We start from the raw sequence: 22,706 nt of genomic DNA, 5'->3' as shown, positions 1-22,706 counted from the left end.
TTGGTGTCTATCTCGTTGGAAACTTGAAAAGGACTGTCGCAATGATCTCTGCCCGCCTTCTGTTGCCTGCCGGACTTCTGCTTGGCGCCTGTACCGAGCCCGGAACGGGGGGCGGCCCGGTCATCGCGTCGACACTGCCCGAGAAGGTCCGCGAGATCGCGGCACCCTACCAAGACCTTTCGACGGCCTATTACAAGTCGTCCGACGGCTGCTACTGGTACCGCTATGACGGCCCGGTCGAGGTGGCCGATCTGCCGCTGCGCACCGCGAGCGGCGCCCCGATCTGCGCCCGCGCCCAGTCAAGCTGAACAGGGACGTGCCAAAGCCGGGCCCCTGCGGGCCCGGCGCAAACCGTCAGCTTGCGGCGGTGACGCGGTCTTCCGGCGGGTAGAGGTAGGCGGTCACCCCGGTCGAAACATGGGGGTAGAGATCGATGATGTGCGCCATCACCATCCGCACGCAACCCGAACTGGCGCGTCCACCGATCGAGCGCGGCACCGGTGTGCCGTGAATCCGCAGATAGGTGTCCCGATTGCCACGATACAGGTACAGCGCGCGCGCCCCGAGCGGGTTTTCGGGGCCGCCCGGCACGCCGTCCGCGAATTGCAGGTAGGTCTCCGGCTCACGCCGGATCATGTTCGCGGTCGGTATCCAGCCCGGCCATTTGGCCTTGCGCCTGATGGTGTAGGTGCCGGGCTCGTAGAGGTTGCCCTTGGCAATCGACACGCCGTAGCGCATCGCCGTGCCATCATCGCGAATGTGATACACGTAGCGTGCCACCGCATCGACATGGATGTCGCCCGGTGTCAGCCCCGCCTTGTGCTCAACCTGTCTCGGCAGCAGTCGCGGGTGCAGGCCCCAGGGGTTCGAGGTGGCCGGATCGTAATTCGCGGGCGTCACCTGGGCATCCCACTGGTCCCACCGGGACGACTGGGCCTGCGCTGAAAGGGGGGCCGAGAACAGCGCAGCGCCGGTGGCAATGAAATGTCGTCTGGTCAGCATCGGTATGTTTGCCTCGTCTTTTCCAGATGCCGTGATGACACGTCGCGCGGGCAATATGAAGCGCCGCCGCGCATTTAGGCGCGGGGCGGCGTTCTGAGGTCACAGTGGCGCCACAGGAAGAGCCAGGCTTGGCCCGGGCCTCTGCGATGGCAGTCTGACTATCAGGCTACTGTTGCCCTTCCAGCCAACGGCAAAGCAGGTGCGCCTGACGCGATGCCTGCGGGCTGACCTTTATGTAGAAATCCAGCGGTGAGGGCACCGACGCCTCGATCAAGGGCGCCAGTCGTCCTGCCTCTTGCAGTGGTCCGGTCAGCCGCTCCCAGCCCAGCACCGCGCCCATGTCGTCTTCGGCCGCCTGCAGCGCGATGATGTAGTTGTTGACGTGCAACCCGCTGCCGACCGGCCCGCCGTATCCCAGCGCCCGGCACCATTCGCTCCACGAGGTCCAGCCGGTCTCGGCGCGGTCGACATGAATTAGCGGCAGTCGCTCGAAGTCGCGAACATCCTGCACCGGATGTTCCGCGGCAAATCGCGGGCTGGCCAGAGCCTGGATGCGATCGTGCATCAGCATCCGGCAATCACCGCTCTCGCGCGAGATATCTCCATAGTGGATGGCAAGATCGCTGTCGCCGTCCGCCGGCTCCACGTCGGTGACATTCTGCGCCACGGTAATCTGGGGATGCGCGCGCCAGAACGCGCCCAGCCGCGGCGTCAGCCAGAGCGAACTGACCGCAGTGGTGGCGCGGATCGTAACCGCAGGTCGCGGTGCACGACGTCGCAACTGATTGATTGCGTTTGACATCTCTTCAAAGCCACGCTGCAGGGCCACCAGCAGATAGGCGCCGGTCTCGGTCAGGGCGACGCCGCGGTGATGGCGGTGAAACAGGCTCTGGCGCAATTCGCGCTCCAGTGCCTTCACCTGATGACTGACGGCAGCGGGTGTGACGTTCAGCTCTTGGGCGGCGGACTTGAAACTCTCATGCCGGGCCGCCGCTTCGAAACTGGCAAGCGCGGTCAGGGCGGGCAGATCATAGGGCCGGTCGGGCATTAAGCATCCTTGGTCAAGATCACGGGCTGAAACGTACAGCGTGCACCGTGGGCAACCCATGGCTAAATTCAGCTAACCTGAAAGGGAATATTTTTGCAATTGCCATGCGCCGCGTCGCGGGTCGAAGATCCCGCGCACCATAGCAGGGAGCGCCGCCATCATGCTCGACCGATCCACCCGAAACAGCCGTCGCCGCAGATCCCGCCCGGAGCGCACCGCAGAGCCCGGTCAAAACCCGCACCTAGAGGTGCCCTACATCACCCGGGGCATCCCGACCTATGACCTGCTCGATGAAGCCAGCCTCGAGAAGATCGAAGCGGGGGCGGAGCGCATCCTGTCGGAAATCGGCATCGAGTTTCGCGACGACGCGCAAGCGGTCGAGTTGTTCCGCAAGGCCGGTGCCACCGTCACCGACAAGGCGCGCGATACATGGATCCTGACCTTCGAACCCGGGATGATCCGCGAGATCCTGAAAACAGCGCCTGCCAGCTTCACTCAGCATGCCCGTAACCCGGCGCGCAGCGTGCAGATCGGCGGCGACGCGGTGGTGCTGGCCTCGGCCTATGGCTCGCCTTTCGTGATGGACCTTGACGAGGGGCGGCGCTATGGCACCATCGCCGACTTCCGCAACTTCATCCGGCTGACCCAATCGACACCCTGGCTCCACCACAATGGCGGCACCATCTGCGAGCCGACCGACGTGCCGGTGAACAAGCGGCACCTGGACATGGTCTATGCCCACCTGACGCTGTCGGACAAATGCTTCCTGGGGTCGGTGACCGCGCCCGAGCGGGCGGCGGATTCGATCGAGATGTGCCGCATCGCCTTTGGGCGCGACTTCGTGGACCGGAACTGCGTGACCTTCGGCAACTTCAATACCACCTCGCCCCTGGTGCTGGACGGGATCACCCTGCGCGGCATCCGCACCTATGCCGAGGCGGGACAGGGCGCGCTGGTGCTGCCTTTCCTGCTGGGCGGCGCCGTGTCGCCACTGACCATGGCGGGTACGCTGGCGCAATGCCTGGCCGAATCGATGACCGGATGCGCGCTGACGCAGCTGGTACGGCCCGGGTCCCCGGCGATCCTTGCCGGTTTGATGTCGTCGATGGCAATGCGGTCAGGCAGCCCCACGTTCGGCACGCCGGAACCGGCCGTAGGCACGCTGGTCATGGGCCAGCTGGCACGGAGGCTGCAACTGCCACTGCGGTGCGGCGGCAATTTCTCAACGTCCAAACGGCCCGATGGACAGGCCATGCAGCAGGCGATGATGTCGATGATGTCGGCGGTGCAGGGCGGCGCGCACTTCATCCTGCACGCGGCGGGCTTCCTCGATGGACTGCTCAGCATGTCCTACGAGAAATTTGTCATGGACGCCGACATGTGCGGTGCCCTGCACGCCTATTTAAAGGGCTTCGAGGTCACGGATGAGACACTGGGCATCGAGGCGCTGGCCGAGAAAGGACCGGGCGAGCACCTTTTCGGGACGCAACACACGCTCCGGCATTACAAGGACGCCTACTGGGATAGCGCCCTGAACGACGACCGCCCGTGGGAGACCTGGGACGAGGACGGTGCCGAGGATTATGCCACCCGCGCCAATGCCCGCTGGAAGAAGATCCTGAAAGATTATGAGCCGCCCGCCCTCGACATGGACACCGACATGGCGCTGAAAGACTTTGTCGCGCGTCGCAAGTCCGAGATGGAAGATGCCTGGTACTGAGGCTGCAAGATGGTTGCCAAGCCCCCATCAGACAGAGCATTTACGCAGCAGGTTGCGACAAGTTGGCGGGAGCCTTCACGGATTCATTGACAGCCGGCGGCCGCTGCGGAATGACGCAAGGTCATGAGCGATACCTCCTCCGCACCAGATCGCCGGACCGGATCAGACGCGTCCTTCAGCGGCGCCCGGATCGCGCTGGTTGCGGTGCTGGTCGCGCTGCTGCTGACAGTGGTCGACCCCGGTGCTATGATCGCGGAGGCCTGGTTGCCGTTGATCGGGCTTGCCGGAGCGCTGGTGGCCAACGCAACCGGCATCGGAGGCGGCGTGGTGTTCGTGCCGGCCTTCAACCACCTCGGCTTGCCGGAAGAGGACATCGTCGGAACCTCGCTGCTGATCCAGTCCTTCGGCATGACCATGGGAGCTTTGACCTACCTGTCGCGGCGGCGGCGTCAGGGATGCGCGGTGGACGGAACCGACTATACGCGCATGGTTCTGCTCGCGGTGTTGCCGGCAGTGCTGGGTGCGTTGTGCGTGACCCGCTTGGGCCTGCGCCCGGACCTGCCGCTGACGTTGATTTACAAGGCGATCTCACTGGCGCTTGTGGTGCTGATCGTGGCCGCGAGCCTCAGCCGCTACCGAGGTGACGGCCGGTTCCGCGCCGGTCGGGACGGGCCGATGCTGGCCGGCCTGGGATTTGCAGGCGGGCTTTTCGTCGGGTGGATCTCGATCGGGGTGGGTGAATTGATCGGCGTCTACCTGTTGCTGCGTGGCTTCCGCATGGCGCTGGCGATTGGTATGGCGGTGGTGGTCACCGCGCTCACCGTTTTGTCGGTGCAGGCGGTCGATTTCCCCAGCCTGCCCGCGGACGTCAACACCGGACTGATCGTGGCCTCCGGCGCCCTGCTGGGCGGTTACCTGGCCCCACGCCTGCTGGAGCGTGTGGGCCAGACGCGGGTGAAATGGTTCTGCGCGTTCTGGATCGTGGTTTCGGTCATCGCCACGTGAAGATCCTGCGGTTCTTGCGCCGGGGACGCGGTCTTCGCCCTGTTCAGAAAACCGGCCGTGTTATGTGTTGAGCGGGCCGTGTCATGAATCGGGTTCAATCCGCCGGCGACATCTTAGCCTAGCAGGCACTGCAATATCCGCGTCCAGCCAACTCACGCTGAACCCGTCGCGGACTTTCCCGGCTCTGTAGTTTCGGCCCTAGGCGGATCGAATAACGGTCGTTCCGCGAAATGTCTGGCGGCCGGATCATGCGCCGGGGCAAAACACCTCGGCCTCCTTTGGCAGGGACTACGGGTGGGGGTGGCAGAGCACGTACGGTACGATGACATTGCCATCAATGCGGCAGGCAGCAAAATCAGGCCAATTTCCTAAAAGGGTCCGGCTGGGCTCAAACCGGGTGGGCTAGGTTGAGGATGAGGTTCTGGTATGGCTCGAAGTCCGGCTTACACTCCGCGAAACACCTAGCCGACATTCTTGATACAGGGGCCTTGTGGCCGGGCGTGCACAGTCAGCGCACAATCGACGTCAATGCACCTTTGCATCCAGCAACTTCTCGAATTACTCTCTCAGTCAAAGAGCGACCCCCAAGCTGCAGAGAGAGACAGCAGGCCGTAATAAGCGAAAACCGTCTCAAGCGCGAGAAAGCATAAGCACTGTGACTATCGCTGACCCAAGCCGCACGTCCGTTCCCAAAATCGTACCACTGGGCTCGTCCGATCGGCGCCCGAAGTTCTCAGTCGTCACGGCGTGCCGCAATGCGCTTGGCCCATTGAAGGTGACGATCGCCAGTGTTGGCGAGCAGACCTACTGCAATGTGGAGCATTTGATCGTAGATGGCGCGTCGACTGATGGGACGCGGCCGTATCTTGAAACGCTTGACGCCTCTGTAGTCTGGATCAGCGAACCCGACGCAGGTATCGCTGATGCGATGAACAAGGGGATCGCGCTGGCGAAGGGTGAATGGATTATTGTTCTGCACGCGGGCGATACTTTTGCCGAGGCAGAAAGCCTATCTGATATTGATGAGTACACGGGACGCTGCGTCGACATCCTGATCTGCGGCATTTTGCATGGAACTTCCGGAAATTACAGAAGCTTGTTTTTTGACCATCCTCGTATGCGCTTGACCTTCAAGGCTATTCTGCATCAAGGATCGATCTGCCGTCGGGAAGTGTTTGAAAGAATCGGTGGTTTCGATGAGTCATTTAGGGTCGCGATGGATTACGAGTTCTTCCTTCGCGCTCGGCGGGCCAGATGCGAATTCCTTCCGATAAAGCGCATACTGGCCTGTATGGACGACACCGGAATCAGCTCGCGCAATGACTGGCGTTCCCTGCGGTACAGGTTCCAAGAAGAAGAGCGCGCGCAGATGCAGCACTGTGCAAGTCTGAGGATGCGCTTGGCTTATGCGCTTTATTGGCCGCTTTATCTGACTTATCGTCGTCTGCGTTCGAAGCTGCTGGGTACCTAATATGTCCGCTGCCTCACCCGTTCGCGCCTCTGTTCTAATCCCGGTTTACAACGGTGAGAGCTTCATAGCAAATGCTATGACCTGCGCCCTCGATCAAAGCCTCAGCGATTTGGAGGTCATAGTGATAGACGATGCCTCAGAAGACCGTACGGCAGAAATCGTTTCGGAAGCGATGGCACGCGACCCCCGTATCCGTCTGGTCAATTTAGACAAAAATGGCGGCCCGGGATTTGCCCGCGCGTTTGGACTTCGTGCTGCTCGTGGTAAGTGGGTCGCTGTTCTGGATGCCGATGACGACATGGACAGGGTTCGTTTGGAGCGACTTATCGACGAAGCTGAATATTCCTATCTAGATGCCATTGCCGACAACCTTGCGTTGGTTGACCCAGGGCTTGGCCAAGTCGTGGGTCACGCTTTCTCAATGGCTTCGGGCGACAAGATAGCTGTGACCGCAGAGCGGTTTCTTAAAAATTCACGGCCGGGTGGACGCATCAACATGGGTTGGATGCAACCGGTCGTCAGGCGTAGCTTTTTGAATCAGCACAACATCGAATGGCCGACGCTTCGCCATGCGGAAGATATGGTTTTCTTGATGCGCGTGCTCATGGCCGGCGCCCGCTTCAGCCTGATTGGCGATACTTACTACCTCTACACGCAGAGACGGGGAACCAAGTCTGGTCAGGTATCGGATAGCTCCCGAACACTTCGCAGCACTGGTGAACAGCAGCTTGCGATAGACTTGATTTGCGAGGATCAGGCGTATCAATCCCTGTCATTTCAGTCAAAGAGAAGGCTAGCGCAGTTGCCCGCAGAGATTGCGGCTACAAGCCACTCCCTTGATCTCAGAGACAACGTTGAGCAGGGACGATTCTTTGCCGCAGGTCTGTCGGCAGCCAAGGCATTGTCCCGCCCGCTTGCCTTTGCAAGGTGCTTTATAGCCCGATATGTCTGCGGAGCAAGACTACGATGAAATATATGTGGAGGTTAAACCGCAGATACGTTGCCTTACAGCACACTGCGATGGCGCGCCTCAAATTGGCTGCACTTCCGCGGTATGCCAGTCAGGACAAATTTCGAACCTGCATAGCCGAAAGGAACGGGTTGAAGTACAATTGCAACGCTTTCGTCCATTGGACCGAACTCCCTCTATGAAAAGTAAGCTGGACCGACTTGGACACATTATTAAGGGTCCCCCATATCGATTGGAAAAACCGGTCGTCCTTCAATTCCCGGTCATCGATATCTGCAACTCGCGTTGTCAAATGTGCAAGATTTGGGAAAACAAGAAATCAGTCGATATTACCCCGGAACAGTTGCGACAGGGCTTGGATAACGAGCTTTTCTCAAACATCCGCGCGGTGGGGCTTAACGGCGGAGAGCCGACGCTCCGAAAAGACCTGGCTCAGCTAGTTTCCGTGCTTCTTGAAAGGCTGCCGTCGCTCAGAAATGTCTCTCTCATTACCAACGCTTTCCGCGTAAATGAAGTTACGGAACGGATATTTGAGATAGGTCGCATCATTGATGACCATGGCGCGAAACTGGACGTGATGGTGTCACTGGACGGCGTGGGCGAGGTTCATGATCGCGTCCGCGGGAAGCCAGGCAACTTTGCCCGAGCGCAGAGGGTCCTTGAGTTCATCAAGGCCGAGCCGACCGTTCATTCGGTTCGGATTGGATGCACCGTAATCAAAGAGAACGTTTTTGGAATTGAGGACCTTCTCGAATTCTGCATCGCAGAAGACTTTTACGTGAAATATCGCCTCGGCATACCGCATCGCAGGCTCTACACCGCCGACGTCAAAGAGCCTTATGCCCTGACTTTTGAGGAACGGTATCACTTCGCTGAGTTTCTCGAGGGGCTGTGTAGCAATTACGAACCAAGTGCAAGTCAGCGATTTTTTTATCAATCTCTGATAGGCCAAATCATTCACAGCAAACCGCGTACCGCAGGCTGTGATTGGCAGCACAGGGGCGTGACGCTCACGTCAAAGGGCGATTTGCTGTATTGCGCGGTCAAGAGCGACAGCCTCGGACGCATCTACGAAGCCGATTCAAATGCGCTCTATTTCGGCAACAAGCCGCATCTTGACGGGATTATTGCACACGAATGCGACAGCTGTAATCACGACTATGTCGGGTTACCACCTCGAAAGGAGCTTGTCCGACAAACTATTCTAGAGGTACTCGACAAGTTGCGACTGACAAATACTGCGAAGGGTCTGTACGCTCGCATTGGCCTGGGGACGTGGCGGAAGAAGCGTGGTTTCGCGTCTCGGATTGCAGAGCTACGACAGCTCGCCGTCGCTGTGCGACCGAATTGCGCAATTGAGGGAAAGCGGCGGGTCATGATCGCCGGCTGGTATGGCACGGAGACATTGGGCGACAAGGCCATCCTTACAGGGTTAGCCAGCGCATTGCGGACCGTGCTTGGAGACGTTGAGTTTATTCTTGTGTCCTTGAATCCATATATCAGCTCGCAAACCGTCGCCCAAATGCCGGAGTTGGAGAGCTGGACCATCGTCAGTCCCGAAAGTGCGGTGGCAAAGGTGTCTGCGGCCGACTTTCTCGCATTTGGCGGCGGCCCAATCATGGGATTGCAGGAGCTGGCGGAAATGCAGGTGCTGTTCGAGACTGCGCATAAGGCCAGTGTCACAACCATCATCGCCGGTTGCGGCGTCGGGCCAATGGGTCTGCCACACCAAAATGCTTCAATCTCGCGCATTCTGGAACTGGCCAATATCCGCATTTTCCGTGACGACCGTTCGCTCCAGCTGGCCGCAAAACTCGATACGGCGCGACCAGACGATCTAGTCGCTGAAGATCCCGCTTTAAATTGGCTGAAAGAGATATCCGTTCAACTTGGACGGACCGAGAAATCCAATGACCGTGTGCTGCTTCTCGGACTGAGAGACTTCCCCGGTCATCAGTATGCCAGACACCTCTCACAGTCCGCGATTGAAGGACTGAACGCGAAGTACGAATCTGCTGTTGTAGATGCATTGAAAGAATTGTGCGTCCGGAACCAGAACCTCTTAATTCGGCCTTTGCCGATGTGTACAAATCACTTCGGAGGTGACGACCGCTGGTTTTATCGCAGGCTGTTTCGCGGAGTATCGTTTGGCGACCGCATCGACATGAGCCTCCTGGGGCGGGAGCTGCCACCGATAGATTACGCCAAAGCTTTCAAAAGCGCTGACCTGGTGCTTGCGATGCGATTTCACTCGGCCATATTCTCGGTTGGCCTCGGCCTGAGGCCAGTCGTTATTGATTACACGCTCGGACGGGGCAAGGTTTCGGAGCTTGCCGAAAGCTATGATCTTACCTGCCTCAACCTCATGGGACTCACTGCAGAAAGCCTTGTTGACGCTCTAGAAGATGGACTGGATTCGCCGCGCACAGTTGCCGCCCGTGAGCTCAAGTTGACAAGGGCCTTGGAAAAGGCGTTCGAGAAATGGACGCTGTCCGCGTGAACGTCGTTCACCTGACATACACAGACAACGGAGGCGCTGGCCGCGCAGCACATCGTATCCATCAAGCTCTAGGAAGCTTGAACGCCAGCTCCCGAATGTTGGTTTCGCGGAAAAACTCCAGCGACCCTTTGGTCATTGGCTCAGGGCAGATGGGCCTCTTGGCCGCAAAGATCAGGTCTGGTGTGGGCCAGAAATTAAACTGGTTGCAAAGTTCAGCGGACAAAGGGTTCCGTTCTCCTGCATCAATACCATCGCGACTTCCCGAGCGTGTCAATCGCGGTACACCAGATATTGTTCACCTGCACTGGATCAACGCTCAAATGATGGCGCCAGCAGACCTCGTGCGGTTTAAGGCACCGTTGGTTTGGACACTTCACGACATGTGGGCCTTCTGCGGAACCGAGCACTATTCTGAGACCGATCGGTGGGAGACCGGTTACACAGCGGCCAACCGCCCAGCAGGTCAAACGGGGATAGACCTCGACAGGCTAACTTGGCAGGCAAAGCGACGAGCTTGGAAAACGCCGATCCAACTCATTTGTCCATCAAATTGGTTGGCCAACTGCGTCCGGAACAGTGCGCTCATGCAGGACTGGCCGGTCACGGTTATCCCCAATGCCATTGATACGGACATCTGGTGTCAAATTGATAAGAGGGCGGCACGTGCGGCACTCGGAATACCTACTGAGGTACCGCTGGTGCTGTTTGGCGCGGACGGAGGCATTAAAGACCCGCGCAAGGGCGCCGATCTGCTTCGGTCCGCCATAGAAGAGCTTGTTCAACGACAGCCCTGCGTGCATCTCGCTGTCTTTGGGCAGGCCGATGGCCCGCCATTTCTCGCGCCGACGCATTATTTAGGCAAGCTCAACTCTGACCTGGATATCAGACGCGCCTACTCTGCCGCAGACGTCTTTGTCTTGCCATCCCGCATGGACAACCTGCCAAATTGCGGACTCGAAGCTTTGAGCTGTGCCACGCCCATTGTCGCATTCGAGACAGGCGGGATTACAGACATCGTGGATCACCAGTCTACAGGTTATCTTGCCCAGCCGTTCTCTGCGAAGGATTTCGCGAAGGGCACCGACTGGCTCCTGCGTGACGCGGAACGGCTTGCCCGTCTGTCAAAACAGGCTGTTGAAATGGCACATTCGAGGTTCGGATATGCGACGATTGCCCAAAAGTATCTCGATCTCTATCAAGATGTCATAAAACGTGCCCGGTCATGAAGTATCAGGAAGTGAAATCAAGCGCCCTTAACCTGACGCTGAAAATATCGGGTGCAACTTGTGGTCTAGCTGCTTCGATCGCCATTGCGCGCCTATTGGGCCCCGCCCGATTCGGGCAATATAGTTACGTAATCTCGCTTATTGGAATATTAGCAGTGCCCGCCCAGGCCGGACTGCCAACACTTTTGGTGCGCGAAATCGGGAGAGCGCTCCACCGCGAGAACGAACAGGACTGCAACACGATCTGGAGATGGGCGACCAGAATCGTTGGAAAGCTTTCGGTGTTTCTTGTCGGATTGTACTTGTTGAGCCTCATGCTGCTGCCACGTCCCGACGTCGGGATGACCACGATCCTGCTTAGTCTGCCGCTGATCCCTCTGGTCGCAATGAGCGGCATTCGCAGCGCGGCTCTACGAGGAATTGGCCGCGTGAACTCCGGCCAGATGCCCGAACTTCTGCTCCGGCCTTTGCTGCTGCTCTCGGCGGCAGTCGTCTATTTCGTCGTGGTCGGCGGACAGGCCTCGGCCACAAGTGCGATGCTGTGGAACTTGGCCGCAACGGCAATTGCCTTCCTGATCGGCCACATTTTGTTTCGGCGCTTTTATCCGTCCCCCGCCCGAAGCGCTCCGCGGCCCGCGCGCGACCAGAGCCGAGCTTGGCTCCGCGCCTCGATCGTGCTGGGCGCTGCCATGAGCATTCAGGCCTTGAATTCATCGGTGGATGTTTTGATGCTCGGAGCACTGATGGAGGCGAGCGACGTAGGTATTTATCGTGTGGCTGCAAATGTGACCAACTTCATCCTGTTCGGGATGGCTTCGATAACTGTGGTTATCATCCCCCGCCTCATCGCTCTAATCGATGACGCGGATCAAGTTGCTCTTCGAAAATTCCTACAGCGCGCATCGTCTGCGATGTTCGCGGTGACGGTCGCCAGCATTGCCTTGCTTGCAATATTGGGACGCTACATTTTTGAGAACCTTTTCGGGGAGGGTTACGAAAGCGCGTATCCTGTGGCACTCCTTCTATCGATTGGTCCTGTGGTTGTGTCGTTCGTTGGGCCTGTATCGACGAAGCTCAACCTAATCGGTGAAGAAAGATGGCCTGCAATCGCAGCAGGCGTAGCTCTTGTCGCCAACGTGCTGCTGAATCTCATCCTAATTCCATATTATGGGCTTCTTGGGGCCGCCGCTGCCACGACATCCATGACTGCAATTTGGAGTTTCGTGATGCTGGGCGCTCTACTTCGGAAGGGTTCTGTTAGAACTTCTGTGCTTTGAGGCAATCGCAATTCTCACCTAGCACGCTAAGTTCTCGACTTGACGCAAGTGCCCCCGTGCACTTTCCATCTGCGAGCACACCTTCAGATATCAAAGCCAATGGCTACACGGTTCTCAAACGGTTTGTGGTTATGACAACCTCGCCAATCTTCGCACACTCTTAGACTAACTGACGAAGCTTGCGGACGGGTTTAGCGATGTTCAATTCGAACCTTGGTACTTGCACCACAGAACAGACCAAGAATTTTTATACGATCTCGCGCAAGAAGCAACCAGAGTTCATTGGCTTTGCTCGCAATGCTTGCATTCTAATCTAGTCCCTGAAGTATGTACGAACCGTCTCACGCGCGACCCGGTCCCAAGAAAAGTGTGCACGGCAGGCTTCTTTAGACTGTCGCAAGAACGCTGTTCGGTCAGCGCGGCTCCAATCTCGGACGTTGCTGATCCTTGCTGCCCAGGCCTCTGCGTCTCCTGCCGGGACATTGAATCCCGTCTGTCCGTCTAGAACTGCGTCCACCAAGCCGCCAGCGTCTGAGGCGACAACCACTGCGCCGGCGGCCGCGGCTTCCGTGGCGACCAATCCAAAGCCTTCGAGATGACCGATCTCCAAATCCAGATTGGGAACGATCACGGCTAAAGCGTTGCGGTATGCGACATTCAGGGCGTCGGGCCTCAGGGTGCCTAGGTAATTGACCCGCGGGTTCTTTAGGCACACTGCCTCATTATCCTCCCAGATAGGACCGGCAACGTGCAGCGTCAATTCGGGTGGCAATAGTGGCAGCACCGAATTTACAAACCAAGACAGCCCCTTTCGCCGGATAATCCGACCAGCGAACAAGAGATGCAGCTGCGGCTGAGTGGTCGGGATCTCCTCTGCGCTGTCAGCAGCCAGAGGTACGACGCGAACGTTCCCGAAGCCAAGGCGGTGGAGCGCGTCCTGCGTCGCAGACGAATTTGCCACGATTGTCGCGTCGGCCAATAGCTTACGCCCAGCGCCGAGATACCGACAGTACAGCCGGTTTTTCCACCCCTCGCGGAAAGCAAAGCTGACATCCGTGCCATGCGCGGAGAGCACGATTTTTTTGTTTCGGCTAAAGCAACCAGCTACCACTCCCAAGGGCCAGGCGGCCATGTCGGCGATATGCGTGGCGTCCGAGCCGCGGCGGGAAGTCATCAATGTTAGAGCAGTTATTATTCCAAAAAGGGCAAGTTTCCACGCCGATGGTGAATTGCCATTCGCCTGCCCTGGCAAGGCGATGACCTCGAGGTCGCAGTATTTCGGCAAATGCTCTGACAAGCGCAGACAATAAGTTTCCATGCCGCCAACCGCTGGCGGCCATTTTCGTGTGACAAACCGGACATATGGGGGCAGCGCAGTCAAGACGTCTCCTTTCCGTCTACTGCTCTGCTCGACGTGCGATAAAGCAGATGTGGCCGGAAAAACGAAGCTTCAAGTAGTTTCGCTGTTTGACATCCCAACCGGCAATCAGGCCCATCGCACGGATTGCTGGATAAGCCAGCCCGAAACTGAGGCGGCGCATTGTCAATTGTCGAATAATCATCGCCATGCCCTCGGGTCCGGGACGCATTGCCAATAGTTGCATGCCATTGTCTTCGATCAAGCGGAAAAGACCCCATGGCGTGTAGTTGAAAATGGAAAACGAATGATAGGGCTCGAGATTGCTGAGCGATCCGACGAACACTCCGTTGGGCACCAGCACGCGCGCAATCTCAGCGGCGGCAGCGTCAGGGTGACGGACATGCTCGAAGACCTGCCTCGAGTGTACCACATCGAAACTCGAAGTAGCAAACGGCAAATCGACACCATTATAGCTGACAAACCGCGCGTCATCGCGACGTCGGCTGTCAACTTCGGGCGATGTCTCGATATCAACACCAGTGTAGTCGCATGACGGTATGATCCGGCGAATCGTATCGACGGCGCGGCCATCGCCACACCCGAAATCCAGCACCTTAGCAGGCCGGGACCACTTCGCTGAGTTAGCAATTTCGAACAGCAAGTCAAAGGCGGTGCAGCTTCGCGCGTGGTCGGACGGGATACAGTGCGCGATAGCCGGGTATTCGGGACCATGCAGAGCCATCAAGCTGAACTTTCCAAGCCCGCGGTCGCCCGATACAAGTACGCTGGACAAGAACCTGAGGCTCCACCTGACCCCATGATCCGCATCCCTGCGAGGGAGGCGTACGGAGAATTAGGCAAAGTGCCCAATGGCAGTCGCCAAAGCACACCAGGTAAAAACCCCGCATTTTGGATGTAGGAGCCCGAAAGCTGCCTGACAACCGCGCTGCCCCAGCGCTGCAACACGCCTTTGCATGGGCAGAGATCCGCGTTGTCAGCGACACTCCGATCTCCGACGAGTTTATCTGACCTACCTTCGACAATCGGCTGCACACCGGAGGCAATATCAGTCGCTTCGTATTGGCCATCGGCCCCAAGATTCACAACGATGTCTGCGCCCATCGCAAGACTGGCGTCCAGCTCGCTTTGGAATGCCGATGCCAGTCCGCGATTTCGGCGATGCCCGATGATGGCGCTCACCAGACCGCTGGCGTGTGCGACCTCTTTGGTTTGATCGCTGCTTCCTTCGTCAACAATGATGGTTTTAATCACGTCGTTTACGCGAATTTCCCGAGGCAACGCTGCAAGGGTGCCCGGCAGGTCTTCGGCCTCGTTGAAACAGGGGATTTGGATGACCAGTTTCATCAATCGTCAACCTGCCAAATTTAATTGCGCATGATGGTCCCAGTGTACACGCTCAGTGCCCCACAGCCTATCTGGTCTGGATTTACCCATGCAACCAAAGTTCTGCAAAGGACAACATTTCTTGGCAGTGTCGCTTAGGAACCATCGCTGATCTGAGGCAGATGTTGCGACTGTCTCCTCTACCAGGGCTCGGCGTAGGAGTGTCAACCGGGTCGCTTCCCAAGATGATCACATGCAGCCGCCGACTTTAGGCTTGGCCAAAAAGGCACCGCCGAACGCAACGCGGTGCAAAGCCCGGTCGGACCAGCTTATGAGTCTGCTGATCGACGGCACCAACGACAAGCTGGACTATGACAAAAAAACTCGCCATTGAGCTGAACCTGGCCGGCGCTTCGGTACAGCGCGTGAAGCAGCAAAAGCCGGAAGAGCTGCGCAAAAACTGGGCGCTTTCCTTGCAATCATGCAAAGCCTTGCAGAGCTTCATATTCGCGCCCCAAAGAAACAAAAACGCCGGATCGCGCGAGATCGACCCGTGTTTCGAGTGCAGTACGCGTTCAACATCCCGGGGACGTCTAAACGGAAGTTCATTTGGAACTTGACGGTGCCTTTCGGCGGTAGGGGGAAAGGTGTTCCATCAACTGTTTTCGCCCGTCGCGCATTGCGGCATTTCGATATTGTCTTATTCGCGACTCTTTCCATCGAATTCGTCCAGCAAACCCGCCCAGTCCTGCATCAGCGGGTTGCGTTCCTCCAGACATGTAGTCCGTTTGTAGGCTCGCCGAACGGCGTTCTTGTCCTGTTGCGCCAGCGTAACCTATACGACTTCTGGATCGTGGTCGCGATCGATCGAAAAAATGTTACAGTACATTTGGTTTTCGCTGACTTTGCGAAGAGTGATCGCGGGCTTGCCGACTATCGATGCCGACGAATATCATACGGATATGCATCGAGGGTTATCGGGCGCCGCTCAAGATCGACATATGCGGTATCGAAGCGCTCGCTAATATTTACCCGTTGAGGGTGGGGCGATTGGTTGGCAGGGTGTAAGACGCGAGGATGAAAAAGGCATTGATCACCGGTATAACCGGGCAGGACGGCTCCTATCTGGCTGAGTTTTTGCTGCAAAAAGGCTACGAGGTTCATGGGATCAAGCGGCGTGCGTCGCTATTCAACACCCAGAGGATCGACCATATCTACGAAGACCCTCACGAATCAAACCCGAAACTGAAGCTTCACTATGGCGATCTTACCGACACCTCGAACCTCACCCGCATCCTCAGCGAAGTGCAGCCCGATGAGGTCTATAACCTAGGCGCGCAATCGCATGTGGCGGTTTCCTTCGAGGCACCGGAATACACCGCCGATGTGGACGGAATTGGCGCACTTCGCCTGCTTGAGGCGATTCGCTTCCTGGGGTTTGAGAAGAAGACTCGCTTCTATCAGGCCTCGACCTCGGAGCTATACGGGTTGGTACAAGAGACTCCGCAGCGCGAGACCACGCCGTTCCACCCGCGATCACCCTATGCAGTGGCCAAGATGTACGCCTATTGGATCACGGTTAATTACCGTGAGGCCTATGGAATGTATGCCTGCAACGGTATTCTGTTTAATCATGAAAGTCCGCGCCGGGGCGAAACCTTCGTGACCCGAAAGATTACTCGCGGGCTGGCGAATATTGCGCAGGGACTCGAGCCCTGCCTATTCATGGGTAACATTGATTCGCTGCGGGACTGGGGTCACGCTAAGGATTACGTACGAATGCAGTGGATGATGCTGCAGCAGGACACAGCCGAGGATTTTGTTATCGCCACTGGCGTGCAGTATTCCGTGCGCCAGTTCATCATTTGGGCGGCAGCGGAATTGGGGATCACTCTGAAGTTCTCGCGCCATGGTGTCGATGAGATCGCAACCGTATCGGCGGTGACGAGCGATATGGCCCCGGCCGTGAAGCCGGGCGACGTGATCCTGCGGATCGATCCGCGTTATTTCCGCCCTGCAGAAGTGGAAACCCTGCTGGGCGACCCCTCGAAAGCCAAGGCCAAGCTGAACTGGACGCCGGAAATTACCGCACAGGAGATATGCGCCGAGATGGTGGCGGAAGATCTGAAATCCGCCCGCCGCCACGCTTTGCTGAAGCTACATGGGCTGGCCCTGCCGATGGCCGCAGAGAACGGCGGATGAAAATCTACCTCGCAGGACACAAGGGTATGGTGGGTGAAGCGATCCTGCGAAAGCTGGAGGCACGCAGGTCCGCCGGCGAGGCGCTGGACCTGGTTACCCGGACGTCGTCGGAACTCGATCTCATGGACCAGCGGGCAGTGATGGCCTTCATGGACGAGGTAGCGCCCGATGCGGTGATCTTGGCAGCGGCGAAGGTCGGCGGCATCTTGGCCAATAACACCTACCCGGCGCAGTTCATCTATGAAAACTTGATGATCCAGTGCAACGTGATCCATGCTGCATTTCGTGCCGGTGTCAATCGGCTGCTTCAACTCGGGTCGTCGTGCATTTATCCGAAGATGGCCGCTCAGCCGATGCGCGAAGACGCGCTGCTGACCGGGCCTCTGGAACCGACAAATGAACCCTACGCCGTAGCCAAGATTGCCGGGATCAAGCTTTGCGAGAGCTACAATCGCCAATATGGCACCGACTACCGCAGCGTGATGCCGACAAATCTCTATGGCCCGGGCGACAACTTTCATCCGCAGAATTCCCATGTTCTGCCCGCCCTGATCCGCCGTTGCCAGGAAGCGGTTCAGGAGGACCGCGACGAGGTGTTGGTCTGGGGCACCGGTAACCCGATGCGGGAATTTATGCATGTGGATGACATGGCCGAGGCGTCGCTGTTCGTACTGGACCTCGATGCCGAGACCTATGCGCGCGAAACCGATCTGATGTTGAGCCACATCAATGTCGGCACAGGCACGGATGTGACGATCCGAGAATTGGCCGAGACGGTGGCCCGGGTGACAGGGTTTGCGGGACGACTAAGCTTCGACACTACAAAGCCGGACGGAGCGCCTCGGAAACTCATGGATGTCAGCAGGCTTGCGCGCCTGGGTTGGACCGCCAGTATCGGCTTGGAAGAAGGGATCCGCGATACTTATGTGTGGTATGCCCAACAGTCGCTCGAGTCTCTCCGCGTCAGGTAATTGGCAAGATTACGGATGATCTCCTCAGGTCCATCATATCGTAGGATATCATGAAGGGAATATTTTCATCGAAGGTCGACTGCCAAGCGCCCGACTGACACCGATGCACATCCATCGTTAACCTCATGTCCGCCACCCGATCTCATGTAGCGTTTGTGAAGTGGCATCCGGGCTAGCAGCCTGAAAACACTGAGGTTTCAATGGAAAGTGGTGCCCAGGAGAGGACTCGAACCTCCACGTCCATACGGACACTAGCACCTGAAGCTAGCGCGTCTACCATTCCGCCACCTGGGCAGGTGTCGTGAGGCAGGCGTTTAATTGGGCCACAAGGGAGTGTCAACGCGGAATCTTCAGGAAATGCGATGCAAGCGTCAGCTTATCACCTTGTCACGTGCCCGGGCCGGCGATATTCCCTGTGCAACACGCGCAGGAAGTGAGGCCCACCATGTCGAAACTGGTCACGATATACGGCGGTTCCGGGTTCGTCGGTCGTTACATTGCGCGCCGTATGGCCAAGGCCGGCTGGCGTGTGCGTGTCGCCTGCCGCCGCCCGAACGAGGCGATCTTCGTCCGCCCCTACGGTGTTGTCGGTCAGGTCGAACCGGTCCTGTGCAATATCCGCGACGACAACTCCGTGCGGCAGGTGATGCAGGGCACAGACGCGGTGATTAATTGCGTCGGCACATTCGACGCCAAGGGAAAGAACAACTTCGATGCCATCCACGTGGACGGCGCCGGGCGGATCGCCCGGCTTGCTGCCGAGACCGGCGTGGCGCACATGGTGCATGTCTCGGCCATCGGCGCAGATGCCGAATCGGACAGCGCTTATCAGCGGACCAAGGCCGAAGGCGAGCAAGCCGTGCTGGAGCATATGCCCGGTGCCATGATCCTGCGACCCTCGGTGATCTTCGGGCCGGAGGATGCGTTCTTCAACCGCTTCGCCGGCATGTCGCGTCTGGGACCTGTCCTGCCTGTGGTCGGTGGCGACACCTGCTTCCAGCCGGTCTATGTCGATGACGTGGCGCAGGCGGCGGTGATGGGGGCTGAGGGTAAGGCCTCGGGCATCTATGAATTGGGCGGACCCGAGGTGAAGACGTTCCGCGATCTGATGCAGGACATGCTCGACGTGATTCGACGCCGCCGGATGGTTCTGAACATGCCCTTCGGTCTGGCGGGGCTTCTGGCCAAGACGCTTGACCTCCTGTCCACGATGACCTTCGGGTTGTTCTCGAACAGCGTGCTGACTCCTGATCAGGTCAAATCGCTCAGGGTCGACAACGTGGTGTCGGGCAGCCAGCCCGGCTTCGCCGATCTGGGTATCCAGCCGACGGCGATCGAGGCGGTGATTCCGGACTATCTCTGGCGGTTCCGCAAGGCTGGCCAATACGACGCAATCAAGGAATCCGCCGGTCGCCTGAAGACCTGAGTGCCGGACTTTCTTGCCAGTCGCGCCGGCTGGCTTGCCCCGGCAGCGTGCGCTCCATCACGGCCAATTCGTTGAAATTTAAGCATGCGCCACCGCAGGAGGCGGCGTGAGACTGAATTGGCATTCATTAAGGTGCCGTCAACTTTGTTTCCCTCTAGTCGGTTGACTGGCACCAACCGAGGCGTTCGCTCACGACCGCACCTGCATTGATCTGCTCCGAAGGGGCCACCATGCCTGTTGAGAGAAGTCAGTTCATCTCCGCCAATTCATTAGTCAACTTCCACGGCTCGCCCCAGACGAGCCTACATCTCTGGACGAACTACGTGGCCGAAGCTGCCGGACACACCTAAGAGGCCAGCAACAATTCGGGTTTCCTTTCCCAGTTTGCCGACATCGATCCGCAGGGCTCAGGCTGGGGTTTCGAGGGCATAGTTCCCGCCTGGAATGCGGATTTCGAAGCCTTCCAATCCGCCGATCTTGACGTCATCATGGGCCGAAGCCTTGTTGGCCACCAGTGTTCTGATGACCGACACTACGGACTCCGGCGACGATGAACCCGTGGCGACGGATGAAGACATCTTGGTCTGAGGCAGTGGCGGCACGATCGATCGGTCAGATCAGGGCGTGTCTTTCGCCACGCTTCGCAGGACGCCTGAAACGGCAAGGCCGATATGCTGGGGCGCCACGGTGCCGAGTCCAGGTTACGGGCGGCGAACTTGGATGCCGGGCGGCTCAATCGGATGGGCCCCGGCGGCATTCACCGCAATGCTTGGACCCCTTTGTGCCGCAAGCCCCTTGCGCCGAGAGGGCGGACCGCGTATATGGCCCTTCAACAGCGGCGCGTCGGGCCAAGCCTGAAGCTCCACCGGGAATGATCGACGGGCCGCGCGCCCGTTTTTTTGTGCCCGTACCACTTCAGGATCCGCATGACCGATATTCTGTCCAACACGCTGATTGCAAAGGCCGCAATCGACCGCCGCCTGGCCGAGATCATCGCGCCGGTGATCGAGGACATGGGCTTCGAACTGGTCCGAATCCGCCTGATGAGCGGCAAGAGCCAGACGCTTCAGATCATGGCCGAACGCCCGTCCGGCGGGATCGAAGTCGACGAATGCGCCGAGATCTCGACCGCCGTCAGCGCTGTGCTGGACGTCGAGGACCCGATTCTCGATACCTACACGCTGGAAGTCTCAAGCCCCGGCATCGACCGACCGCTGACCCGGCTCAAGGATTTCGAGACTTTCGAAGGCTATGAAGCCAAACTGGAAACCACCGAGCTGATCGACGGCCGCCGCCGCTTCAAAGGCGAACTGGCCGGTGTCGAGGGTGGAGAGGTGTTGATCAACGTCGACGGTTCCTCCGAGGGAGAAGAGACCGTGACGCTGGGCCTGCAGTTCGACTGGCTGAGCGATGCCAAGCTGGTCATGACCGACGAGCTGGTCCGCGAGATGCTGCGCCAGCGCAAGGCGGCGGAAGTGGACGAAACCAAGTTTGACGAGATCGAGACCGACGATGCGGCGTCTCAAGAGGAGAAAGAATAATGGCAATTACGTCAGCCAACCAGCTTGAGCTTTTGCAGACCGCCGAGGCGGTGGCGCGCGAAAAGATGATCGACCCTGGTCTCGTGGTCGAGGCGATGGAAGAAAGCCTCGCCCGCGCCGCGAAGAGCCGCTACGGCTCCGAGATGGACATCCGCGTCAGCATCGACCGCCGCACCGGTCGGGCGACCTTTACCCGCGTCCGCACCGTGGTCGAGGAAGAAGAGCTGGAAAACTACCAGGCCGAGATGACCGTCGAGCAGGCCAAGCAGTACATGGCCGATCCCAAGGTCGGCGACACCTATGTCGAGGAAGTGCCGCCGGTGGAAATGGGCCGGATTGCGGCGCAGTCGGCCAAGCAGGTGATCCTGCAGAAGGTCCGCGAAGCCGAACGTGACCGCCAGTACGACGAATTCAAGGACCGCGCCGGCACCATCATCAACGGCCAGGTCAAGCGCGAGGAATACGGCAACGTCATCGTCGACGTCGGTCGTGGCGAGGCGATCCTGCGCCGCAACGAGAAGATCGGCCGTGAAAGCTATCGCCCAAACGACCGCATCCGCTGCTACATCAAGGACGTGCGCCGCGAAGCGCGTGGCCCGCAGATCTTCTTGTCGCGCACCGCGCCCGAGTTTATGGCCGAGCTGTTCAAGATGGAAGTGCCCGAGATCTATGACGGCATCATCGAGATCAAGGCCGTCGCCCGCGACCCCGGTTCGCGCGCCAAGATCGCCGTGATTTCCTACGACGGGTCGATCGACCCCGTGGGGGCCTGCGTCGGTATGCGCGGCAGCCGCGTCCAGGCCGTCGTGAACGAGCTTCAGGGCGAAAAGATCGACATCATCCCGTGGAATGAGGACCAGCCGACCTTCCTGGTGAACGCGCTGCAACCGGCGGAAGTCACCAAGGTGGTTCTCGACGAGGAAGCCGAGCGGATCGAGGTGGTGGTTCCCGAAGAGCAACTGTCGCTCGCCATCGGCCGCCGTGGTCAGAACGTGCGTCTGGCGTCGCAGCTGACCGGGCTGGACATCGACATCATGACCGAGGCCGAGGAGTCGGCGCGTCGTCAGAAGGAGTTCGAGGAGCGCACAAACCTCTTCATGGAGACGCTGGACCTCGACGAATTCTTCGCCCAGTTGCTGGTATCGGAAGGCTTCACCAACCTCGAAGAGGTGGCATACGTGGAGCAGGACGAACTGCTGGTGATCGACGGCGTCGACGAAGACACTGCCGCCGAATTGCAGACCCGGGCCCGCGAGTTCCTGGAAGCTCAGGCCAAGAAGGCGTTGGAAGCGGCCCGCGAACTCGGTGCGCAGGACAGCCTCATTGACTTCGAGGGTCTCACCCCCCAAATGATCGAGGTTCTCGCCAAGGACGGCATCAAGACGCTTGAAGATTTCGCCACCTGCGCCGACTGGGAACTCGCCGGCGGCTGGACCACCGACAACGGTGAGCGGATCAAGGACGACGGCCTGCTGGAACCCTTCGACGTTTCTCTCGAAGAAGCCCAGCAACTGGTGATGACCGCCCGGATCGAACTCGGCTGGGTCGACCCCGCGGACCTCGAATCGGACGAGGAAGACGAAGCCGAAGAGGGCGAAGGCGACGCCGAAGCCAACGCGGAGGCCCAGGCCTGAGCGCCGGGG

20 protein-coding genes and 1 tRNA gene are annotated in these 22,706 nt (G+C 58.8%); 14 read left to right on the top strand and 7 right to left on the bottom strand.

Going from position 1 to position 22,706, the window contains the following annotated elements:
* The first annotated feature begins 41 nt into the window (after positions 1 to 41).
* Positions 42 to 308, top strand: coding sequence for a hypothetical protein (locus AC04PT_RS06290; protein WP_482872743.1), 267 nt, complete (start codon positions 42 to 44; stop codon positions 306 to 308).
* A 46-nt stretch (positions 309 to 354) separates the two neighbouring features.
* Here AC04PT_RS06290 and AC04PT_RS06285 read toward each other — a convergent pair whose 3' ends face one another.
* Together AC04PT_RS06285 and AC04PT_RS06280 are read right to left on the bottom strand one after the other, a co-directional pair.
* Positions 355 to 1,002: a L,D-transpeptidase gene (locus AC04PT_RS06285; RefSeq protein ID WP_482872742.1), complete on the bottom strand. Its 648-nt coding sequence runs from the start codon at positions 1,000 to 1,002 to the stop codon at positions 355 to 357.
* 166 nt (positions 1,003 to 1,168) lie between these two features.
* Entirely contained in the window at positions 1,169 to 2,050 is an 882-nt protein-coding gene (locus AC04PT_RS06280; protein ID WP_482872741.1) for a LysR substrate-binding domain-containing protein, read from the bottom strand.
* 160 nt (positions 2,051 to 2,210) lie between these two features.
* Here AC04PT_RS06280 and AC04PT_RS06275 point away from each other — a divergent pair, with 160 nt between their 5' ends.
* The 7 genes from AC04PT_RS06275 to AC04PT_RS06245 all read left to right on the top strand — a co-directional run bounded on the left by AC04PT_RS06275 (position 2,211) and on the right by AC04PT_RS06245 (position 12,219).
* Positions 2,211 to 3,770: a trimethylamine methyltransferase family protein gene (locus AC04PT_RS06275; RefSeq protein ID WP_482872740.1), complete on the top strand. Its 1,560-nt coding sequence runs from the start codon at positions 2,211 to 2,213 to the stop codon at positions 3,768 to 3,770.
* A gap of 123 nt (positions 3,771 to 3,893) precedes the next feature.
* A complete protein-coding gene (locus AC04PT_RS06270) occupies positions 3,894 to 4,775 on the top strand; it encodes a sulfite exporter TauE/SafE family protein (protein ID WP_482872739.1) in 882 nt (293 codons plus the stop codon).
* Between the two features lie 490 nt (positions 4,776 to 5,265).
* On the top strand, positions 5,266 to 6,246 hold the full coding sequence (locus AC04PT_RS06265; RefSeq protein WP_482872738.1) for a glycosyltransferase family 2 protein: 981 nt from the start codon (positions 5,266 to 5,268) through the stop codon (positions 6,244 to 6,246).
* A 1-nt stretch (position 6,247) separates the two neighbouring features.
* A complete protein-coding gene (locus AC04PT_RS06260; RefSeq protein WP_482872737.1) occupies positions 6,248 to 7,216 on the top strand; it encodes a glycosyltransferase family 2 protein in 969 nt (322 codons plus the stop codon).
* Between the two features lie 178 nt (positions 7,217 to 7,394).
* Positions 7,395 to 9,716 (top strand): polysaccharide pyruvyl transferase family protein, encoded by a 2,322-nt coding sequence (locus AC04PT_RS06255; protein ID WP_482872736.1) that lies wholly within the window; start codon positions 7,395 to 7,397, stop codon positions 9,714 to 9,716.
* Complete coding sequence (locus tag AC04PT_RS06250) at positions 9,698 to 10,942, top strand: glycosyltransferase (RefSeq protein ID WP_482872735.1); 1,245 nt, start codon at positions 9,698 to 9,700, stop codon at positions 10,940 to 10,942. Before AC04PT_RS06255 ends, AC04PT_RS06250 begins: the two co-directional genes overlap by 19 nt.
* On the top strand, positions 10,939 to 12,219 hold the full coding sequence (locus AC04PT_RS06245) for an oligosaccharide flippase family protein (protein ID WP_482872734.1): 1,281 nt from the start codon (positions 10,939 to 10,941) through the stop codon (positions 12,217 to 12,219). The genes AC04PT_RS06250 and AC04PT_RS06245 overlap by 4 nt, the downstream gene beginning before the upstream one ends.
* Positions 12,220 to 12,532: 313 nt before the next feature.
* On the opposite strand, the gene AC04PT_RS06240 is transcribed toward AC04PT_RS06245, so the two are convergent.
* Genes AC04PT_RS06240 through AC04PT_RS06230 form a run of 3 tightly spaced genes read right to left on the bottom strand, consistent with a single transcriptional unit; the run spans position 12,533 to position 14,944 of the window.
* Positions 12,533 to 13,600 (bottom strand): glycosyltransferase family 4 protein, encoded by a 1,068-nt coding sequence (locus AC04PT_RS06240; protein WP_482872733.1) that lies wholly within the window; start codon positions 13,598 to 13,600, stop codon positions 12,533 to 12,535.
* A gap of 16 nt (positions 13,601 to 13,616) precedes the next feature.
* On the bottom strand, positions 13,617 to 14,321 hold the full coding sequence (locus tag AC04PT_RS06235; RefSeq protein WP_482873079.1) for a class I SAM-dependent methyltransferase: 705 nt from the start codon (positions 14,319 to 14,321) through the stop codon (positions 13,617 to 13,619).
* Positions 14,321 to 14,944 (bottom strand): glycosyltransferase, encoded by a 624-nt coding sequence (locus AC04PT_RS06230; RefSeq protein WP_482872732.1) that lies wholly within the window; start codon positions 14,942 to 14,944, stop codon positions 14,321 to 14,323. The genes AC04PT_RS06235 and AC04PT_RS06230 overlap by 1 nt, the downstream gene beginning before the upstream one ends.
* Positions 14,945 to 15,294: 350 nt before the next feature.
* Between AC04PT_RS06230 and AC04PT_RS06225 the strand changes: the two genes are divergently transcribed.
* The 3 genes from AC04PT_RS06225 to fcl all read left to right on the top strand — a co-directional run bounded on the left by AC04PT_RS06225 (position 15,295) and on the right by fcl (position 18,096).
* Positions 15,295 to 15,543 (top strand): hypothetical protein, encoded by a 249-nt coding sequence (locus tag AC04PT_RS06225; RefSeq protein ID WP_482872730.1) that lies wholly within the window; start codon positions 15,295 to 15,297, stop codon positions 15,541 to 15,543.
* A 457-nt stretch (positions 15,544 to 16,000) separates the two neighbouring features.
* A complete protein-coding gene (gmd, locus tag AC04PT_RS06220) occupies positions 16,001 to 17,125 on the top strand; it encodes a GDP-mannose 4,6-dehydratase (RefSeq protein WP_482872729.1) in 1,125 nt (374 codons plus the stop codon).
* On the top strand, positions 17,122 to 18,096 hold the full coding sequence (gene fcl / locus AC04PT_RS06215) for a GDP-L-fucose synthase (protein ID WP_482872728.1): 975 nt from the start codon (positions 17,122 to 17,124) through the stop codon (positions 18,094 to 18,096). The genes gmd and fcl overlap by 4 nt, the downstream gene beginning before the upstream one ends.
* Before the next feature lie 208 nt (positions 18,097 to 18,304).
* On the opposite strand, the gene AC04PT_RS06210 is transcribed toward fcl, so the two are convergent.
* Positions 18,305 to 18,390 (bottom strand) — tRNA-Leu (locus AC04PT_RS06210).
* Between the two features lie 151 nt (positions 18,391 to 18,541).
* Here AC04PT_RS06210 and AC04PT_RS06205 point away from each other — a divergent pair.
* A complete protein-coding gene (locus tag AC04PT_RS06205) occupies positions 18,542 to 19,522 on the top strand; it encodes a complex I NDUFA9 subunit family protein (RefSeq protein WP_482872727.1) in 981 nt (326 codons plus the stop codon).
* Positions 19,523 to 19,929: 407 nt separating this feature from the next.
* On the opposite strand, the gene AC04PT_RS06200 is transcribed toward AC04PT_RS06205, so the two are convergent.
* On the bottom strand, positions 19,930 to 20,055 hold the full coding sequence (locus tag AC04PT_RS06200) for a hypothetical protein (RefSeq protein ID WP_482872726.1): 126 nt from the start codon (positions 20,053 to 20,055) through the stop codon (positions 19,930 to 19,932).
* Positions 20,056 to 20,460: 405 nt separating this feature from the next.
* Here AC04PT_RS06200 and rimP point away from each other — a divergent pair, with 405 nt between their 5' ends.
* Together rimP and nusA are read left to right on the top strand one after the other, a co-directional pair.
* Positions 20,461 to 21,063 carry a ribosome maturation factor RimP gene (gene rimP, locus AC04PT_RS06195; protein WP_482873078.1) on the top strand — a complete coding sequence of 201 codons (603 nt, stop codon included), beginning with the start codon at positions 20,461 to 20,463 and terminating at the stop codon, positions 21,061 to 21,063.
* Positions 21,063 to 22,697: a transcription termination factor NusA gene (gene nusA / locus AC04PT_RS06190; protein WP_482872725.1), complete on the top strand. Its 1,635-nt coding sequence runs from the start codon at positions 21,063 to 21,065 to the stop codon at positions 22,695 to 22,697. Before rimP ends, nusA begins: the two co-directional genes overlap by 1 nt.
* Positions 22,698 to 22,706: the final 9 nt, after the last annotated feature.

The organism is Litorisediminivivens sp. KMU-197, assembly GCF_056858395.1.
The sequence above is the reverse complement of the archived record's forward strand: the minus strand, read 5'-3'. Positions and strand labels throughout refer to the sequence as shown.

Bases quoted from the DNA above. Each gene is read 5' to 3' on its own strand.
- AC04PT_RS06280 (WP_482872741.1), bottom strand. From the start codon at position 2,050: ATGCCCGACCGGCCCTATGATCTGCCCGCCCTGACCGCGCTTGCCAGT.
- nusA (WP_482872725.1), top strand. From the start codon at position 21,063: ATGGCAATTACGTCAGCCAACCAGCTTGAGCTTTTGCAGACCGCCGAG.
- AC04PT_RS06250 (WP_482872735.1), top strand. From the start codon at position 9,698: ATGGACGCTGTCCGCGTGAACGTCGTTCACCTGACATACACAGACAAC.
- AC04PT_RS06235 (WP_482873079.1), bottom strand. From the start codon at position 14,321: ATGGCTCTGCATGGTCCCGAATACCCGGCTATCGCGCACTGTATCCCG.
- AC04PT_RS06260 (WP_482872737.1), top strand. From the start codon at position 6,248: ATGTCCGCTGCCTCACCCGTTCGCGCCTCTGTTCTAATCCCGGTTTAC.
- gmd (WP_482872729.1), top strand. From the start codon at position 16,001: ATGAAAAAGGCATTGATCACCGGTATAACCGGGCAGGACGGCTCCTAT.
- AC04PT_RS06290 (WP_482872743.1), top strand. From the start codon at position 42: ATGATCTCTGCCCGCCTTCTGTTGCCTGCCGGACTTCTGCTTGGCGCC.
- AC04PT_RS06230 (WP_482872732.1), bottom strand. From the start codon at position 14,944: ATGAAACTGGTCATCCAAATCCCCTGTTTCAACGAGGCCGAAGACCTG.
- AC04PT_RS06245 (WP_482872734.1), top strand. From the start codon at position 10,939: ATGAAGTATCAGGAAGTGAAATCAAGCGCCCTTAACCTGACGCTGAAA.
- AC04PT_RS06255 (WP_482872736.1), top strand. From the start codon at position 7,395: ATGAAAAGTAAGCTGGACCGACTTGGACACATTATTAAGGGTCCCCCA.
- AC04PT_RS06225 (WP_482872730.1), top strand. From the start codon at position 15,295: ATGACAAAAAAACTCGCCATTGAGCTGAACCTGGCCGGCGCTTCGGTA.
- AC04PT_RS06275 (WP_482872740.1), top strand. From the start codon at position 2,211: ATGCTCGACCGATCCACCCGAAACAGCCGTCGCCGCAGATCCCGCCCG.
- fcl (WP_482872728.1), top strand. From the start codon at position 17,122: ATGAAAATCTACCTCGCAGGACACAAGGGTATGGTGGGTGAAGCGATC.
- AC04PT_RS06270 (WP_482872739.1), top strand. From the start codon at position 3,894: ATGAGCGATACCTCCTCCGCACCAGATCGCCGGACCGGATCAGACGCG.
- AC04PT_RS06285 (WP_482872742.1), bottom strand. From the start codon at position 1,002: ATGCTGACCAGACGACATTTCATTGCCACCGGCGCTGCGCTGTTCTCG.
- AC04PT_RS06205 (WP_482872727.1), top strand. From the start codon at position 18,542: ATGTCGAAACTGGTCACGATATACGGCGGTTCCGGGTTCGTCGGTCGT.